Origin of the sequence: Methanothrix harundinacea 6Ac (genome assembly GCF_000235565.1) — an archaeon.
GTDB classification, from domain to species: Archaea; Halobacteriota; Methanosarcinia; order Methanotrichales; family Methanotrichaceae; genus Methanocrinis; species Methanocrinis harundinaceus.
Genome location: NC_017527.1, coordinates 1,713,650 through 1,729,829, shown reverse-complemented (window position 1 = coordinate 1,729,829; position 16,180 = coordinate 1,713,650). Strand labels below are relative to the sequence as shown.

The 16,180-nt window shown below is 58.7% G+C and carries 16 protein-coding genes; 10 read left to right on the top strand and 6 right to left on the bottom strand.

The window, feature by feature from the left end:
• The first annotated feature begins 5 nt into the window (after positions 1-5).
• Positions 6-1,196: an ABC transporter substrate-binding protein gene (locus MHAR_RS08220; RefSeq protein WP_014587153.1), complete on the top strand. Its 1,191-nt coding sequence runs from the start codon at positions 6-8 to the stop codon at positions 1,194-1,196.
• Here MHAR_RS08220 and MHAR_RS08215 read toward each other — a convergent pair.
• A complete protein-coding gene (locus MHAR_RS08215) occupies positions 1,151-1,855 on the bottom strand; it encodes a class I SAM-dependent methyltransferase (RefSeq protein ID WP_143763357.1) in 705 nt (234 codons plus the stop codon). The two genes, MHAR_RS08220 and MHAR_RS08215, sit on opposite strands and share 46 nt — an antisense overlap.
• A gap of 365 nt (positions 1,856-2,220) precedes the next feature.
• Here MHAR_RS08215 and MHAR_RS08210 point away from each other — a divergent pair, with 365 nt between their 5' ends.
• From MHAR_RS08210 to MHAR_RS08180, 7 genes are all read left to right on the top strand, one after another.
• Positions 2,221-2,874 (top strand): ABC transporter ATP-binding protein, encoded by a 654-nt coding sequence (locus tag MHAR_RS08210; protein WP_014587151.1) that lies wholly within the window; start codon positions 2,221-2,223, stop codon positions 2,872-2,874.
• A gap of 334 nt (positions 2,875-3,208) precedes the next feature.
• On the top strand, positions 3,209-3,598 hold the full coding sequence (locus MHAR_RS08205; RefSeq protein ID WP_143763356.1) for a hypothetical protein: 390 nt from the start codon (positions 3,209-3,211) through the stop codon (positions 3,596-3,598).
• Between the two features lie 243 nt (positions 3,599-3,841).
• On the top strand, positions 3,842-5,209 hold the full coding sequence (locus MHAR_RS08200) for an MBL fold metallo-hydrolase (protein ID WP_014587149.1): 1,368 nt from the start codon (positions 3,842-3,844) through the stop codon (positions 5,207-5,209).
• Positions 5,210-5,412: 203 nt separating this feature from the next.
• Complete coding sequence (locus MHAR_RS08195) at positions 5,413-6,198, top strand: hypothetical protein (RefSeq protein ID WP_014587148.1); 786 nt, start codon at positions 5,413-5,415, stop codon at positions 6,196-6,198.
• Between the two features lie 185 nt (positions 6,199-6,383).
• The gene (locus MHAR_RS08190) at positions 6,384-7,478 is read left to right on the top strand and encodes a hypothetical protein (protein WP_143763355.1); all 1,095 of its coding nucleotides are present in this window, start codon (positions 6,384-6,386) and stop codon (positions 7,476-7,478) included.
• Between the two features lie 26 nt (positions 7,479-7,504).
• Complete coding sequence (msrA, locus tag MHAR_RS08185; RefSeq protein ID WP_228369528.1) at positions 7,505-8,029, top strand: peptide-methionine (S)-S-oxide reductase MsrA; 525 nt, start codon at positions 7,505-7,507, stop codon at positions 8,027-8,029.
• 77 nt (positions 8,030-8,106) lie between these two features.
• A complete protein-coding gene (locus MHAR_RS08180; RefSeq protein WP_048144938.1) occupies positions 8,107-8,817 on the top strand; it encodes a DNA alkylation repair protein in 711 nt (236 codons plus the stop codon).
• Between the two features lie 72 nt (positions 8,818-8,889).
• Here the strand turns inward: MHAR_RS08180 and MHAR_RS08175 are convergent, their stop codons facing one another.
• On the bottom strand, positions 8,890-9,180 hold the full coding sequence (locus tag MHAR_RS08175) for a hypothetical protein (protein WP_014587144.1): 291 nt from the start codon (positions 9,178-9,180) through the stop codon (positions 8,890-8,892).
• 49 nt (positions 9,181-9,229) lie between these two features.
• The gene (locus tag MHAR_RS08170; protein ID WP_048144526.1) at positions 9,230-11,776 is read right to left on the bottom strand and encodes a DUF3656 domain-containing U32 family peptidase; all 2,547 of its coding nucleotides are present in this window, start codon (positions 11,774-11,776) and stop codon (positions 9,230-9,232) included.
• A gap of 61 nt (positions 11,777-11,837) precedes the next feature.
• On the opposite strand from MHAR_RS08170, the gene MHAR_RS08165 reads away from it, so the two are divergent.
• Both MHAR_RS08165 and MHAR_RS12530 read left to right on the top strand, forming a co-directional pair.
• A complete protein-coding gene (locus MHAR_RS08165) occupies positions 11,838-12,677 on the top strand; it encodes a sulfite exporter TauE/SafE family protein (protein WP_014587142.1) in 840 nt (279 codons plus the stop codon).
• A 221-nt stretch (positions 12,678-12,898) separates the two neighbouring features.
• On the top strand, positions 12,899-14,281 hold the full coding sequence (locus MHAR_RS12530; RefSeq protein ID WP_052301006.1) for a hypothetical protein: 1,383 nt from the start codon (positions 12,899-12,901) through the stop codon (positions 14,279-14,281).
• Between the two features lie 59 nt (positions 14,282-14,340).
• Here the strand turns inward: MHAR_RS12530 and MHAR_RS08155 are convergent, their stop codons facing one another.
• Genes MHAR_RS08155 through MHAR_RS12985 form a run of 3 tightly spaced genes read right to left on the bottom strand, consistent with a single transcriptional unit; the run spans position 14,341 to position 16,172 of the window.
• Positions 14,341-14,643, bottom strand: a complete 303-nt coding sequence (locus MHAR_RS08155) for a hypothetical protein (RefSeq protein ID WP_048144525.1) — start codon at positions 14,641-14,643, stop codon at positions 14,341-14,343.
• Positions 14,644-14,683: 40 nt separating this feature from the next.
• The gene (locus tag MHAR_RS13445; RefSeq protein WP_143763354.1) at positions 14,684-15,505 is read right to left on the bottom strand and encodes a hypothetical protein; all 822 of its coding nucleotides are present in this window, start codon (positions 15,503-15,505) and stop codon (positions 14,684-14,686) included.
• Positions 15,468-16,172: a class I SAM-dependent methyltransferase gene (locus MHAR_RS12985; RefSeq protein WP_014587139.1), complete on the bottom strand. Its 705-nt coding sequence runs from the start codon at positions 16,170-16,172 to the stop codon at positions 15,468-15,470. The genes MHAR_RS13445 and MHAR_RS12985 overlap by 38 nt, the downstream gene beginning before the upstream one ends.
• Between the last annotated feature and the right edge of the window lie 8 nt (positions 16,173-16,180).

Here is a 16,180-nt window from a genome sequence, read left to right as displayed (position 1 = left end):
AAAAAATGGAGATGACGGCATCCAAGGCAGCACTGTTGGCGGTGTGCCTTTTCTTCGCAATGGGGCCCGCGGTAGCTGATGTTGGAACGATACCAGGGGACCTGGACGGGAACAAGGTGGTCTCCGATGAGGAGATGGAGGCAGCAGAGGGGAACGGGAGCATCACCTCTGAAGAGCTAGAGGAGATAAGACACATTCATGAGGAGTACCCCAGGACGATCATCGATACCAAGGGGCGGGAAGTGACCATCTATAAGCCGGTGGAGACCGTCGGCTGTACCATATCCCAGCATCTCGAAACTTTGAGGACGTTGCAGGTGCCCCTTGATTTGGTGGTCATAGCCGACCACACCTCAGGTCACTACTCATACTTCTCAGATTTCAGCGACATCCCCTCCCTGGGACACTTCCACGATCCTGATGCGGAGGCGATTGTACAGGCAAATCCTGATCTGCTCATAGTGCATCCCGGCTCAGGAGGCGGTCGTTTCGGCGCCTTTTACGAACCTTTCATGGAGAAGATGGAGGGAACTGGGATAACCGTCGCATGCCTTGCGTGCAGCAGACCGGATATCTACTCGGAAGAGGTGGAGAAGCTGGGGGTCCTCTTTGAGAGGGAGGAGGAGGCGGCGAAGTTCCTGGATTTCTATGAGGGCGTTTTAGGGACGGTGGAGGAGAGGACTGGGAACCTCACCGAGGAGGAGAGGCCGAAGGTCTACTGCGAGTCGGACCGATACAAGACCTCGGACAACAACATCGATCCCATCGAGATGGCGGGAGGGCGTTTCATCTTCGACCTCGGTCAGACGGCGGAGATAGATCCAGAAGCTGTGGTTTCCGCAAATCCCGACGTGATCATCAGGCTCCTCTCGGAGGAGGATCCCGATGAGAAGATGGCGGAAGATACCGCGAATGCGGAAGCGATAATACAAGAGATCATGGACCGGCAAGAGCTTGCGAACGTGAACGCGGTGAAGAATGGGGAGGTCTACCTGGTGGCCTCGCCCCTATGGACTTACCTTCCCTACAGCGGATGTCGGCACTTCATAGGCGTCGCCTACGCGGCCAAGATACTTCACCCCGAGCTCTTCGAGGATTTCGATCCAAAAGCGATCCATCATAGGTACCTCACCGAGTTCCAGGGTCTTGACTACGATCTGGAGGAGAAGGGAGTATTCGTATATCCGGAGCCGTAAGTAAGGCTTCGGTCCGATCTTTTTAGGCATTGGGGTTCAGCAAAAGAAAGCTTGAGCTCCCATCGATAATATGATCTCATCATCCTATAGTAGGGCACATCTTCTCCAGCCTTCGTGGTGATGCGGCCCAGGGGTTTCACCTCATTTTGATCTTCAGCGCCAGGATTGCTGGTCAGATAGAAATACCCGCTTTCCTTGTTAAAAAGATCGTCATCAGCGGCGGTTTCTTCTCTCACCGATCTATCGGTGACGTTAGCCCTGAACAGACCACCGGGTTTCAAGATTCTTCTGAACTCCCAGAGGGCGTGTTTGGGGTTTATGTCCTGGAAGGCGTTTATCATGATGATCTTATCTATAGTTCCGTCGGGAATCTCAGAAAGAGGGTCGCGGTCCAATTCGGCGTGGATGAAAACCAGCTCTGTTGAAGTATCCGCATTTTCCAGGCGGGCTTTCACCAAATCCTGCATTCTTTCTGACATGTCGACTATGTAATATCTGCTGAGGCTGCCCCTCCTCGCTCCCGATTCGGCAAACTCACCCTTGCCAGGGCCAACCTCCATGGCTGTTTCTGCTTCTACAAACCAATCAACCGTCGGCTTCAGCCATTCAGGATCGTTTACCGGACTTGGGAAATGGTGAGGCTTTGTTGCTAATGCCACAGCATCGTAGTAATCCGGATAGACATTTTCTCAATTCTCAGACTTGACTTCATCATAGTTTTCAGTTATCCTTTTATTGCCACCTCTACTCCTCGTCGGTATCCTCGTAGCAGGGGGTAATGTCCTTGCTGCGACGTACTCACTCCCCCCAGGCTAGCTCGAAGAAGTTGCTAGCGCGATGTCAATTAATGATGGCTATTCTGGAGGAGTTCGTCTCGTCACCTCTACAGTGCTCTCAGGGTAATATCTCACCGAATCTCCTGCTGGTATCTGGGAAATCTGACTTATGAACTCGCTCACGGATCACATCTCCAGCACCTTTGACATCTTCTTTCTCCAGGCTTCAACATACCAGGAAGTGAAGATTGGAAAATATCGCCATCAAGGATCTCAGCTTAAGCTACGGCAGTTGCTGGATCCCGGTCGAGCTGAGCTTCGTCGTCGGTGACTCAGAGGTTCTCAGCATCGTGGGCCCCAATGGCTCCGGCAAAACCACCCTCATCAAGGGCATCGACAGGATCCTCAAGCCCGAGGGTGCGATCCTTCTCGACGGCGGCCGGGTATCTGACGAGGATATCGATAAAGTCGTCGAGATGATGAAGCTCCTTCACGTCGAGGAGTTCGCCCTCAAGGACTTCTCGGAGCTCTCCGGCGGCGATAAGCAGAGGATCCTTATCGCCAGAGCCCTCTGCCAGGAGCCGGAGATCCTTCTCCTGGACGAGCCGACTTCGAACCAGGACGTCAAGCACCAGCTGAAGGTGATGGAGACGGTCAGATCCCTGGTGAAGAAGACCAGGATCTCGGCGGTGATGGGGATCCACGACCTGAACCCAGGGGCCAGGTACTCCGACAGCCTGGTGATGCTGAAGGAGGGAAAGGTATACGCCATCTGCGATCCTCTATGCCACCTCACCAAGGAGAACATCAGGATGATCTTCGGGGTAAAGGGGGTGGTTTTGAAGGATCTGGACCTGCCTTACATCATCCCGATAAAGCCTCTAAATGGCGATGCTGTCTGAACCATAAGGTCGGGCAGAAGAAAAGGGATGCCGGACCCTCCGGGGATAGATCTCTCACCCCGGCCGATCCAGCACCCTTGGGTCAGGAAGGCTGCTGTCGTCTTTGCCACCCATGGCGGCGAGCGCGGTTCTCTGAAAGGTCACGAAACGGATTTTCACGCACGCCAAATGGGCTACATCTTATTTAGTAATAAACTTTTCGCTTGAATTGCTACAAATTCTCGATCGCATCCTCCTAGAAGAGGCTGGAGGATCGAGCCGGACCCCGGCTCCGGAGGTCTCGATGGTCAGATAGTTATCCCATGAGGGAAATAGGGTGAGGGAGGCGAAGGCTATGACGGGCGGGAGAAGGGTCGACTTTTCTATCTGGCTCTTTGAGCAGCGGAAGAGGGACGACCGGGTAGGAAGGGCGGCCTTTGACGCCTTTCAAGAGCATCAGAGGGGGGAGTGGCCCGAGGCCGAGACCCTCCAGGACCGGCTGGACCTGATGAGGGGGATAGGGGTCCGAGGCGCTCCCCTCAGGGGGCTGGAGGAGGCCTGGTGGGAGTACATCGACGTCGTCACCAGAGACGTCGCCCAGAAGAACCTCCTCATGGAGATGGGAGGAGTGGTGGAGAGGGCCCTCTCCAAGGCCGAACCGGCCGAGGACTGCGACCGGTATGTCATCGACGGGGCCTCAGTCCAGCGGCTCAAAAGACTGCTCGCGAAGCTGAAAGAGATATGAAATCGGCCCGCTTCTTTCTCCAGGTATAAATGTGAGATTTTAAGGAAGATGCCCCTTGGTCGGAGGATCTGGGGGCTATCGGAGCCTCCCCAGAGGTCTGGAAAAAGTTTCATATAATCTCCCGCCGAATAAATATGGGATATTGAACTGAGGGGGTCCAGCTGGGATCCCTCCCCCGCCTCCTGAAGGCAGTTTATCGAGTCGAATCTAGTATTCAAGTCTTATCGGTCGGAGATGAACTTCATGCTCTTTGAGAGAGTAGAATCGGAGGGGCTCGCCCACTACTCCTACATCGTGGGCGACGGAAACGAGGCCGTGGTGATCGACCCCCGGAGGGACTGCGAGGTCTACCGGAGGATGGCGGAGAGGGAGGGGATGGGGATCGCCACCATCCTGGAGACCCACAGAAACGAGGACTACATCATCGGCTCCCTGGAGCTCGCGGCCCGGACCGGGGCCGAGGTCTTCCACGCCGACGGCCACCTCGACTACCGGTACGGCGATGCGGTAGAAGACGGGATGAGATGGAAGGTCGGAAGGCTCGAGATCGAGGCGATCTCCACCCCCGGCCACACCCTCGGCTCCATGAGCTACCTCCTCCGGGACGCCAGAGGCGATCCCTGGATCGTCTTCACCGGGGACGCCCTCTTCGCCGGAGACCTGGGGAGGGTGGACTTCATGGGGATGGACCGGGCCGAGGAGATGGCAGGCCTCCTGTACGAATCGATCTTCGACCGGCTCCTCCCCCTGGGGGACGGGGTGATCGCCTGCCCGGCCCACGGGGCCGGGTCGGCCTGTGCTGCCTCCATAGCCGATAGGAAGTGGACGACCCTGGGGATCGAGCGGAAGAGAAACCCCAAGCTTCAGGTCGGTGGTGTAGAGGAGTTCGTCGAGAAGATGGCGGTGGAGCTGGAGATGCCCCCCTACTTCCGGGAGATGGAGCGGCTGAACCTGGCGGGAGCCCCCCACCTCGCCACCCTCCCCGACCCCGCCACCATCTCGCCGGAGGAGTTCGAAGAATCGGCGGAGGATGGACTGGTCCTCGACACCCGGACGGAGCTCGCCTTCGGGGCGGCCCACGTCCCGGGGGCCCTCAACATCTGGCTTGCGGGGGTTCCGAGCTTCGCCGGCTGGTTTTTGCCCTACGACAGGGATATCCTCCTGGTCGATGAGACCAGCGACCTTAGCATCGCGACCCGGCGGCTGCGGCGGATCGGCTACGACCGCCTCGCCGGCCACCTCGCCGGGGGGATGGTCGCCTGGCACATGGCCGGAAAGAAGAGCGATTCGATCGCCACCGCTACCGTCCCCGACCTCTGCGCGCGCCTCGACAGCGAAGAGAAGGAGAACGCCTGGATCCTGGACGTCCGGGGCGACGACGAGGTGAAGAGGTCCGGGAGGATCACCGGAGCCCACCAGATCCACATAACAAAGCTTCCCGAACGGATCCGCGAGGTGCCGAGGAACCGGCCCGTCTACATCTTCTGCGGGAGCGGCCTGCGGTCGATGGTGGCCGCATCGATCCTCCGGCGGGAGGGGCTGGAGGAGATGACGGTGATCCTGGGGGGGCTTGCCGCCTGGTCCTCGGCGAAGTGCCCGGTGGTGAAGTAGGGGAGGAACTATTTTTTTTAATTTTATTATAATATCATTTTTACACCCCCTAAGTCGTTCGCCTCCTTAGACCCTCGAAAACTATTTGGAGCCCTGAGGAGCATATTATCCCATAAAGTTCTGGACTATCTCCGAGCCGATCGACCCGGAGCATGACCGGAGGCCGAAAGGTCGGAGGGTGAGGATAAATCGGGAGAGATGGTATGAGATTTAAGTTCCTTCTAGCCGCCTTATCTCTTTTAGTTTTCGCCGGCCCGGCATGGGGCGAAGAGGTCAACGTGGACTTCTGCATCGACGGTGACAAGGATGGCCTCTGCGATGAGGAGTTCACCGCCTATCTGGAGCTTGATGGGCTGACGGATATGGATCTATTGGAGATCGCCTTCGAGGATGAGCTCTTCATCGATAACTGGGACGATTACCTATGGGCCGTCTCCATCGAGGGGTACGATTACGACTTGCTACCCCAATTCGACGGGCCGGAATTTGTATACCTATCAGAGGGCGATGAGGTTTACATCTGGTTCACCGGATGGATCTGGTATTCATCCTGCGAGGAGGGCTCCCCATCTCAGGATCCGACGGAATCGGGTGGCGCCCAGGGCTCGGGCTCTGGCCCCGGCTGGGGCTCCGATTCCGGCAACGGCTCAGGTCCCGGCGCCGGCTCGGGGCCCGGGTGGAACTCTGGGTCCGGTTCCAGCGGTGGGACAGGGGCGATCCCTGGCGACAGCGCCGAGGTGACAACCGTCTCCAGCCAGTATAAGGGGTATACGGTGGTGGTTGACGGCGTTCAAATTGGGACCGAAGGGACCGGCTCGGACGTCCCTGATGGGAGGTACACCTTCAACGTCGCGGGAAACCAGCAGCATACCATAAGGCTGACTCATCCAGTATTTTATTATAAGAACTGGTACGGCTACACCTACTGGACCGGTAGCAGGTATATCATCAACGTCGACGTCCAAGGAGATCCCCGCCTGATGGGTTGAGACAGCCCGTTGGACCCTCTTTTATAATTTTTATATATTTTTTTAGTTTTTCTGTTTCTCTATTTCAGCCACCAACCCGGACCCATGCCATCCCTTTATATCCGATCCGCGTGATATTACCTGAGAGAGCGACCCGGAGCCGTGAATTAATGAAGATCATCGAAATTTTATCAGCCATCCTATTGGTGATCTGCCTAACGCCGGCCGGTTTACCTCCTGCAGATGCCCTCCCGATCCTTCCCAGCGGGAAGGAGAACCCGCTCCCCCTCCTCTACCCCGAGCTCGAATCCCTCCCCGCCCCTCCCTGGGTCGTAGAGGGGCTGAGGGCGACCTACTACGCCACCGTCGAAGGCGGGGCCGTCGGCGGGGGCCAGGCGGGGGAGGCCCTCATCCAGATCGACCTCGTGGCCCTGGAGGGGAAGACCGCCGTCACCTCCACCTCCGTATACGTCCGGGGCCCCCTGGGGAGCCTCCGCCCCCTGACGGGGGCGGGGCACGGATCGATCGTCCCCGCAGGCCTGGGCGACTTCTGGGCGAGCCCCGAGGTGCTGGAGGCGGCGGCGGAGGGGGCCGATGACCGGGTTACGATAATTCGCGGCCCGGTGGAGGTGGCGGGGACGAATTACCAGGGGATCAGGTTCGAGGTGAGCCACGGCGGAGTGAGGTACTCCATCACCTACGACGAGGAGACGGGCCTTCTCCTCCACCACCGCTATGACATCCTCGCGGCGGACGGCTCGGCCGTCGAGACGGGGATAATCGACTTCAGGAACACGCGGCAGCTGGAGATCCCATGGGCCGGCGGATCTTCGCCGGGCTGGCTATCTCCCGGTCTGACCATGACGTATCAAGGCCAGACCGTCTACGAGATCCCCGGGACTGTGCCGTCGCCCTTCCCCGTGACCCTCACGGCCGAGGTCGTCTCTGCAGGAGCAAAATCCTCCCTCATCAGATGGTCGGCTGGAGGAGACGGCGGACGACTGATCCCCGTCCGCTCCGCCGCCGGCGTATACCAGCTGATGGGATTCTGGCTCCCCAGCGCCGCCCTCGCCATCGACGATGGAGGTGACGTGGATTCAGATCCGGATACAGGCATGATGATAACCGTCATCCAGAACGATCAGAACGGCGTCGTCTTCGAGGAGACGAACGGTCAGGACTACCGGAGGCTTCTGACCTACGACAAGGCGACGGGAAAGCTCTTGACCAGCTACGAGGAGCAGCTGACAGAAGCGATGACTGGCACGGTCCAGAAGACCTGGCTTGAGCTGGCCGTCTAGTCGTGTCGGGGATCGACTCTTTTTTGGTGGTGATAAAATTGAACGAAAATTATCAGAGAGGGATAGAGGGGCATGAATTGAAGAAGGCCACCTTCGCTGCCGGCTGCTTCTGGGGGGTGGAGGCCGCCTTCCGGGATCTGGAGGGGGTCATCTCGACGGCCGTCGGCTACACCGGCGGGTCCACGACGAACCCGACCTATGAGGAGGTCTGCACCGACCGGACAGGCCACGCCGAGGCGGTGGAGGTGGTCTACGACCCAAAGGTCGTCTCCTTCGAGGAGCTCCTCGACCTCTTCTGGTCGATCCACGACCCCACCACGATGAACCGACAGGGGCCCGACGTGGGGAGCCAGTACCGCTCGGCGATCTTCTTCCACGATCCCGAGCAGGAGGCGGAGGCCCGGGCGAAGATGGAGAGGCTCCAGAGCTCCGGCCTTTATAGGAGGGAGATCGTCACCGAGATCGTCCCCGCCTCCGGGTTTTATCGGGCCGAGGAGTACCACCAGCAGTACTTCGAGAAGCACGGAAGGAGGAGCTGCAGGATCTGGTGACGAGCCCCGACGGGCTCTTATGGGGAGAGCAAGGCATCAGGGTTCAGTCTGGCGAATATATGGGGTTTGATTATAGGATGAAAGAAGAAGTCATCTCCGATCTGAGGCGCGAGCTTATAGAGAGAGCAGATGAGAAGACGAGGGAGAGCGGCCAGCGGTTCTTCAAAGAGGAGGCGAAGTTCCACGGGGTGAAGGCCGCCGCTGTGAGGGAGATAGCCAAGAGGCGGTATCGGGATGTCAAGGACCTGAATAAAAAAGAGCTATTCTCCCTATGCGAGGAGCTTTTGAAGTCCGACTACGGCGAGGAGGCAGCCATAGCCTTCGAGTGGGCCTACTCCCTGAGGAAGAGGTACGAGCCCGCCGACTTTGCCGTCTTCGAGGGGTGGCTCTCCCAATACGTCAACAACTGGGCGAAGTGCGACACCCTCTGTAACCACGCCCTGGGCACCTTCCTCGAGATGTACCCCGAGTACGTGGCGAAGCTGAAGGGCTGGACTGGATCAGAGAACCGGTGGCTGAGGCGGGCGGCGGCGGTGACCCTCATCCTCCCGGCCCGGAAGGGGCTCTTCCTGGAGGACGTCTTCGAGATATCCGACCTCCTCCTCCAGGACGGCGACGACTTAGTCCAGAAGGGGTACGGCTGGCTGCTGAAGGAGGCGAGCAAGAGCCACCAGCAGGAGGTCTTCGAGTACGTGTTGAAGAAGAAGGCCGTGATGCCCCGGACTGCCCTCCGATACGCCATCGAGAAGATGCCCGAGGACCTCCGGCGACAGGCGATGGAGAGGTGAGGGGTGGTCCCGGCTTTCGGGCCCGATCATCCGATGGGATCATCCCCATTGGAGATGATATCTCCAAAGGGGCTACCACCTCCGGTAGGAGTCCCGAAACCTCTTCTTGAACTCGTAGACCTCCCGCTCCGAGGCGTTCATCCGCCAGCCCAAGTCGTAGAACTCCTTCTCCCGCTCCGTACCGGTCAGGATCGGCCGGAGGAAGCACTCGCACCGCCTCGCGTCGAGCCCCCTCTCTGTGCACCTCCAGCCGTCCCCCTCCTTGAGGTGGTTAGCGAGGAGGTGGCCGCAGACGCAGCAGGTCCCGCTTCGATAGTCGGGGCGGAGCGCCTCGTGCCGCCCCTTCGGAGATGATGAGTCCATCGTCGTCGTCCACCCTTCTGCCTCGCCTTCTTATAGCCCTTTTCCACCCTCATTCCCTCCTTCCCCGGAGGAATGCCCCGCCGGTGGTCCCCCCGAGGGAGATCTCCCTCGCCTCCCTCCTGAGCCGGTCGAGGTCGCCGCCTTTCAGCGCATCGTCGTAGATCTCGACGATCCGGCGGGCGTACTCCGCCGTCCTCCCCCGGGCGTCGATGGCGATGGAGGAGACGCCCAATCCGGCGAGCTTCGGCAGCTGGTCCAGGAGGGAGAGCTCCACGGCGTTCTGGACGTGAGTCCTGCCCTCCCCGTCGGCGCGGACGGGAAAGACCCTCCCGGTCTCGTCCTCGATCCCCCAGAAGGGGTCACCGGAGGCGGCCACCTCCTCGCATCCCGGGGCCGAGGAGAGGAGGCAGTTCTCGGCGACCATCGCCTCGACGTTCCCCTGGACAAGGACCTCCAGATCGGGGGGTTCTGAGGTCGACCGGGCCCTTCCGCATAACTCCTCCACCTCCCGGGCCGAGAGCTCCGGCGAGAGGGTCAGCCTGGATAGCTCCGGCGCCAGGAGCTCGACGGCGAGGCTGTTCCAGACGTTGAGGCCGACGGAGGCTGAGACCCTCATATCCGGCCTCCCTTCCTTGACAGCCCCGGCGAGCCCCACCCCCTCCACCATCACCTCCGCCACCTCCACCTCCTTCAGGAGGGAAAGGGCGGAGTCGAGGAACCTCCGCCTTGTGATCCTCGGCCACTTCCATACGAGGTCGGCCCCGGTGTCAGAAGTGACCTCCCCCGCCCGCCCCAGGATCTCCAGGACCTCGGCGGGGCCTGTATCTTTTGGGCTGCACCTCCTCCTGGTACCGATCCCCACCGGCGGCTCGAAGTAGATTCGGCGGGATCCTCCTTCCGCCGCCCCGGCGACGGCGGCGAGGGAGTCGGCGTAGACGGAGATCGATAGCCCATTCTTGGAAGAGGAAGGCCTCCTCGGCGCGGCCCTTCGCCCTCCAATGAACCGAGAAAGCCTCGCCCCGGCCATCACCGCCGCCCCTTCGGCCGGCCTATAGGAGGCTATCACCTCTCGCTCGGCCAGCTCCAGAAACTCCCGCCGGAGCCGGTTTATCTCCCCCAGGGGGGCGAAGAGGCGGCCGGGATAATCCATCTCCACAGTCCCGATGGCGAAGGGGGTTCCGCCCGTCTTCCGGAGCTGGGCCTCGATCTCCTCGGCCGAGAGGGGCCTCTCTCTCGCCAGCTCCATCGCGAAGTCCGACTCAAGATGGGTGGCGACGACCTTCCCGTCCGGAAGATGGGCCTTTCCTTCCAGGACCGGCCTTCTCCCCTCCCATCGGACCGAGAGGTCGATGGGGATCTCCCTCCTGGACCGGGGCCCCGGCCGTCTTCCGAGAGAGGCCCTCCGGGTGAGGAAGACCTCTGCGCCCCCATCGACGCGCTCCCCCATGGCGAGGCTGAGGGTACCCCCCTGAGACGATTTGAGGGATCGGACCACCAGCCCCACCTCCCTTCCGCCGGATAGGATGACAAGGCCGTCCCCCACCTCCGGGAGGACTGACCCCTCGACCCTCACCGATGCCCCGCCCCGCCGGTCCCAGGAGACGACCTTCCCGATCCATAGCCCGCGGTGGTCGGGCCTCTCGGCGGAGACGAGGTCGCCGCGAGGGGCTCCGCCTATGCATCCAGGAGTGAAAGTCCGGTTGAAGGCGAGGGCGAGGTCCCTCTCGTCCTCCTCAGAAGGGGACCATCCGCCCTCGGATATGCCGTCCAGGGCCCGCCTATAAATGGAGACGACGGTTCTTACGTACTCGGGAGACCTCATCCTCCCCTCGATCTTCAGTGCCGCGATGGAAGCCCGTGCCAGATCCTCGATATGGGGGTAGACGGAGAGGTCTCTCGTGGAGAGGAGGTACCTACCTTCGGTGGGGATCTCCTCCAGCTGGAGGGGCCTTCCGAAGGCGTCCCGCCTCCGGGACCTCAGGAGTCGATAGGGCTTTCTGCAGGGCTGGGCGCAGGATCCGCGGTTTCCGCTTCTCCCGCCGATCACTGAGGAGAGGAGGCACTGGCCGGAGTAGGAGTAGCAGAGGGCGCCGTGGACGAAGACCTCGAGCTCGATAGGAGAGGCTCTGGCGATCTCCTCCACCTCGGCGAGGCTGAGCTCCCGGGCGAGGACGGCCCGCGAGAGGCCCATATCGGCGGCCCACCTCGCCCCTTCGATGGAAGTTATCGTCATCTGGGTCGAGGCGTGGAGCTCCAGCTCCGGGACGAGATCCCTCGCGAGGCTGACGACGCCGAGGTCCTGGACGAGGACGGCGTCGGCCCCGGCCTCATAGAGGGAGAGGAGGTGGGCGGCGACCTCCTCGAGCTCCGCCTCGGGGATGAGGGTGTTGACGGCGACGTAAACCCTGACCGAGGAGAGGTGGGCGAGGTCGATCGCCCTCGCCAGCTCGGAATCGTCGAAGTTCTCCGCCCCCCTCCTCGCCCCAAACCTCTTTCCGGCGAGGTAGACGGCGTCGGCCCCCGAATCCAACGCCGCCTCCAGAGCCCCCCAGGACCCGGCGGGGGCGAGGAGCTCCGGCATCCGGCTCTTCCGCATCACGGAGGGATACCTGGGAGGGCGGGATATATCTTTATCCCATCACGGCATCCGTCGAAGGGTGGAGCTGATATTCGCCTTCGGCCTCGTTCTCGCCGGAGTCGCCGCAGGCTTCGCCTCCGGGATGCTGGGGGTCGGAGGATGCTTCATCATGGTCCCGGTCCAGCTCTGGGTCCTCACCGCTTCGGGGATCGAGCCGACGATGGCGACCCGGATCGCCTTTGGGACCGCCCTGGCCGTCGCCCTCCCCACCGCCATCAACGCCGCCCTCGGCCACCATCGGAGGGGGGCGGTCGTACCCCGGGCAGCCCTCCTCCTCGGCCTCGCCGGCCTAGTCGGCGCCTTCCTCGGGGGGGCGGTGACGGCTAAAGCCCCGGGAGACCTCCTACGAATCGCCTTCGGCCTCGTGGTGATCGCGGCGGCCCTGCGGATGGCGACCGCCCCCGACCTCACCGCCGGAGGGGGCGAGGGCGACGGCACCATCCCGAGGAGCGACGGATGCTACCTCCTCCTGGGCCTCCCCCTCGGCTTCATATCCGGCCTCGTCGGGATCGGCGGCGGGGTGATGATGGTCCCGGTCCTCTCGACGGCGATGGGCCTCGGGATCCACAGGGCGGTGGGGACCTCCTCCGCCGCCATCATCCTCACCTCCTCGGGAGGGGTCCTCTCCTACGTCTACCACGGCCTCGGCGTCCCCGGCCTCCCCCCCTTCAGCCTGGGTTACCTCAACCTACTCCAGGTGGCGCTCCTCGCCGGAGCCAGCATCCCCACCGCCCGGATCGGCGTCAGAGCCGCCCATCGGATCCGGGCCGACCGGCTGAGGAAGGTCTTCACCCTCCTGATGGTCTACATCGGCCTGGAGATGATGGGGGCGTTCGAGGTTCTCCGCGTCACCGTGTGATTTAGCGGAATCTGCCGGAGTCTTCCCTCGGATTATGACCAGACTTATAAATCAGGCCAGCCCTTAAACCAAGGGGACGATCTCCTGGTGGGGAGCTTTTCGGTCTTTTCCGGGGGTTCAAAGGCGAATATTCAAAAAAGTTCGATCTGAAGAGGATGTAGCCGAGGAGCCTATTGGATTTGATGTATCGGATTTCGAGATGAAGAGGGAGTTGGGGTGATATGGCCATCGAGATGAGCAGCCCATGGGTTGTGGCGCCAGTTTTCGGGGTTGCCGGCGCGGCCCTGGCGTGGATCGCGACCGAGTACAGGACGAGGAAGACCTACAGGAGGATTCTCTTGCTGCTGGCTAAGTGCGCCGACGACTTCGCCGGCATGGGGCAGGAGGAGAAGGCCCGATCCATCTACGACCAGATCCTGAAGGGCGTCCCGAGGCTTGAGCCCGCGGTAAGGGGGGAGATCCGGTTCAGGGAGGGGCTCTCCCGCTACGCCTCCTCCTTCGAGGGGGCGAAGGAGGAGAACCTGGCCCTGGCGGTGGAGGCCTTCCAGGAGGCGATCGGCCTCTTCAAGGCCGAGGCCCATCCAATCGAACACGCCCAGGCTCAGAACGGCCTCGGGATCTCCCTGGTCCGGCAATCGGAGATCGAGGGGGATGGGGTCCCCGATCCCTCGGGGCGGAAAGGAGGGGCGGAGGAGGGGGCCAAAAACCTCCATCGAGCCATCCTCGCCTTCGAGGCTGCCCAGAAGATCTACGCCGCCGAGGGGAGGGGCCAGGAGGAGGCCCAGACGGAGAACAACATCGGCGACGCGTACCTCCTCCTCTCCCAGATAGGGGGGGCCAAGGCCGCAGAAGCCCTCGATAAGGGGATGGAGGCCTACGAGGCGGCCCTCAGGTTCAGGACGGCAGAGGCGTACCCGGAGGATTACGCCGAGACCAAGAACAGCCTGGGACGGGCGGAGATGGCCCTCGCCCAGCTCGCGGAGGGGGATCTCCGGGAGGTCCACCTGGAGAGGGCGATATCCTCCTTCAGGGCGGCCCTGGAGATCAGGACGAAGGAGGGCCACCCCCAGGAGCGGGCCGAGACCCAGACCCTCTTCGGGAGGGCCCTGGTCCTGGAGGCGGAACCCCAGGCGGTCGAGGGCGAGATCCGGTGGTCGGACCGGGAGGGTCTGAAGAAGGCGATCGAGGCCTATGAGGAGGCCCTGGCCGTCCGGACCCGGGAGGACCACCCCCGGGAGTTCGCCGAGACGAAGAGCCTCCTCGGCGAGGCCCTGGTCATCCTCGCTGGCGCCGCCAACGGACCCGCCGACGGGGCGAACCTGAAGCAGGCGATCGGCGCCTTCGAGGAGGCCCTGGAGGTCCGGACCCTGGATGCCGACCCCGAAGGATACGCCGAGACCCAGAACAACCTAGGGGTCGCCTACCGGAAGCTATCGAGGCTGGAGGACCGGGAGGAAAACCTGGAGCGGTCGATCCTCGCCTACGAGGCGGCCCTCCGGGGGCGGTCCGCCGGGGCGAGGAAGAAGGTGGGGGAGAGAGAGGAGGGGAAAGGAGGGGAGGAGACCGGGGTGGAGAAGGCGGAGGATGAAGCTGGAGGGGCTTGAGGGGAAAGGAGGAGCGTCTAAGGCGATCCCTTATTTTGCCAGCCTCTCACGAACCTCTTTCAATACTTCTTCAAGGGAGATCTCACCAGACACCTGTCTTCAGCATCCTCGATCATCTCGAGACGGGATTCAAGCTCCTTCACGCTCTCAGAATAAGCCTTCCACTCGATGAAGTCGTCCCAGCTCTCAAAGTCCTCTGGTGGCTGCTTAATCCTCTCCTCAAAGGCTCCGAGATCGCATCCGTACTTCTTCTCCAAGGATCGGATCCTCTCTTTTAATGGAGCCAGCTGGGATATGACCGAGAGCTTCGCGAAGGCTTTCACATCCCCAGCAGAGACGACCAAGCTCGCATCTTCGCCCATTGAAGGTAAGGTTAGGGCGGACAAAGTATAAAATCCTCACCTAAAAGCGATCAATTGGATAAAATGAGACAACATTTGAAATCTTACCTCGATAATAAACATTTTTATCTTCATTCACTATTGAGCATTCCTTACAATGGTTTTTATAACCATCAAATTTTTCACTATAGTCATCTTTTTCCTCGCCATATATGGTAAAAAAAGGATAATGAGGTAATTTACTCTTATCAATTTTTTTATCTAGAGCAAATGATAACCACTTTAAGCCTGCAATGGTGCCAATTGGTCCGATTCCACCAACATGAATAATAAATTTTTCTTCATTCTTATTCCAAGGATTCTTAAAGAATTGTATCACACAATGCATATTATTTTTGGCTCTCGATTGGCTAACGTCATACAAAGGCCCATCAGACTGAAAATATTTAATTTTATTTACTGAAGAATATATATCTAAAATTTTCTTTGCTAAGTAATTTACCTCTCCATCACCGCATAAAATAAAATTATAATTCTTTTTATCTTCGTCCGTCAAATCGATATCTAAAAAACTTTTAAAATTTATATTCTTATTTAGTTTATGTATGTTTTGAATTATCTCAGGAACATACATTGCATCTGATATATATCCAGGATGCTTACAATCACCTGGAGAATGTCTAGTCGTACCCCAAACTATTGCGATATCATTTCCAAATTTCCCTTTTTCTAATCTTTTTATGAATTCTTTCGGCGTATAAGGGTAAACACATTTATTATAATCCACCTCTGAACTTTGATCTCTATTTCTACTCATAGAGAAAACCTGCTCAATGGATTCAATTCTAATCTCGACATTTAAGTCCATTACCATTTTCGTCATCTCCACTATTTCTTTCAAATAACCATATTTGATATTCATGGTAGTTTCCGGAACTCTTTTTTTGTTCAACAAACCGGGATTTATGAATGTTTTCCATGAGGCTAGCTAATAATGAAAAATAACTATTCATAATAGCCTCTTTTGTTATAAAATATTCTGGGCCATTTTGTTGATTTATTATGTTTGCCATGCACAAAATACCTGCATTATTCAATTTATTTGTTATTTTCTCAAATAGCTCAAATATGTCTCTCGTACTAAGACGATCACCAACATAATAAAGAGACTCAGACCAAATAATAATATCAAAATATTTGTCGTCTATATTAGCGATGCATTCTAATATGTCCGCATCCAAAAAGGTAACATTATTAGATTTCAAGTTTTCTTTAGCCCTTCTGATGGCATTTGAAGATATATCAACAGCCACCACTTCTGCTTCAGGAAAGGCTTGAATAATCATTCTCGTCTGAGCTGCTTCTGCACACCCGATTTCCAATATCCTATTAGGCGTTGGTTTACGATCAACTAAAAGGGATAACTGCCGAATATATTTTTTTTGTTCGTAATCAGAAGAAAAATACATCCAAGGATCTTCCTTTTTAAAAACTTCGTCAAAATATGTTTTATTCCACCTAGATTCATTTATAGGTTCTGTTTTCTCCATAATAATCG

Coding starts and splice junctions, on each gene's coding strand:
- MHAR_RS08220 (WP_014587153.1), top strand. CDS start 6: ATGGAGATGACGGCATCCAAGGCAGCACTGTTGGCGGTGTGCCTTTTC.
- MHAR_RS08205 (WP_143763356.1), top strand. CDS start 3,209: ATGACGGGCGGGAGAAGGGTCGACTTTTCTATCTGGCTCTTTGAGCAG.
- MHAR_RS08200 (WP_014587149.1), top strand. CDS start 3,842: ATGCTCTTTGAGAGAGTAGAATCGGAGGGGCTCGCCCACTACTCCTAC.
- MHAR_RS08195 (WP_014587148.1), top strand. CDS start 5,413: ATGAGATTTAAGTTCCTTCTAGCCGCCTTATCTCTTTTAGTTTTCGCC.
- MHAR_RS08180 (WP_048144938.1), top strand. CDS start 8,107: ATGAAAGAAGAAGTCATCTCCGATCTGAGGCGCGAGCTTATAGAGAGA.
- MHAR_RS08175 (WP_014587144.1), bottom strand. CDS start 9,180: ATGGACTCATCATCTCCGAAGGGGCGGCACGAGGCGCTCCGCCCCGAC.
- MHAR_RS08170 (WP_048144526.1), bottom strand. CDS start 11,776: ATGCGGAAGAGCCGGATGCCGGAGCTCCTCGCCCCCGCCGGGTCCTGG.
- MHAR_RS12530 (WP_052301006.1), top strand. CDS start 12,899: ATGGCCATCGAGATGAGCAGCCCATGGGTTGTGGCGCCAGTTTTCGGG.
- MHAR_RS08155 (WP_048144525.1), bottom strand. CDS start 14,643: ATGGGCGAAGATGCGAGCTTGGTCGTCTCTGCTGGGGATGTGAAAGCC.
- MHAR_RS13445 (WP_143763354.1), bottom strand. CDS start 15,505: ATGACGAAAATGGTAATGGACTTAAATGTCGAGATTAGAATTGAATCC.
- MHAR_RS12985 (WP_014587139.1), bottom strand. CDS start 16,172: ATGGAGAAAACAGAACCTATAAATGAATCTAGGTGGAATAAAACATAT.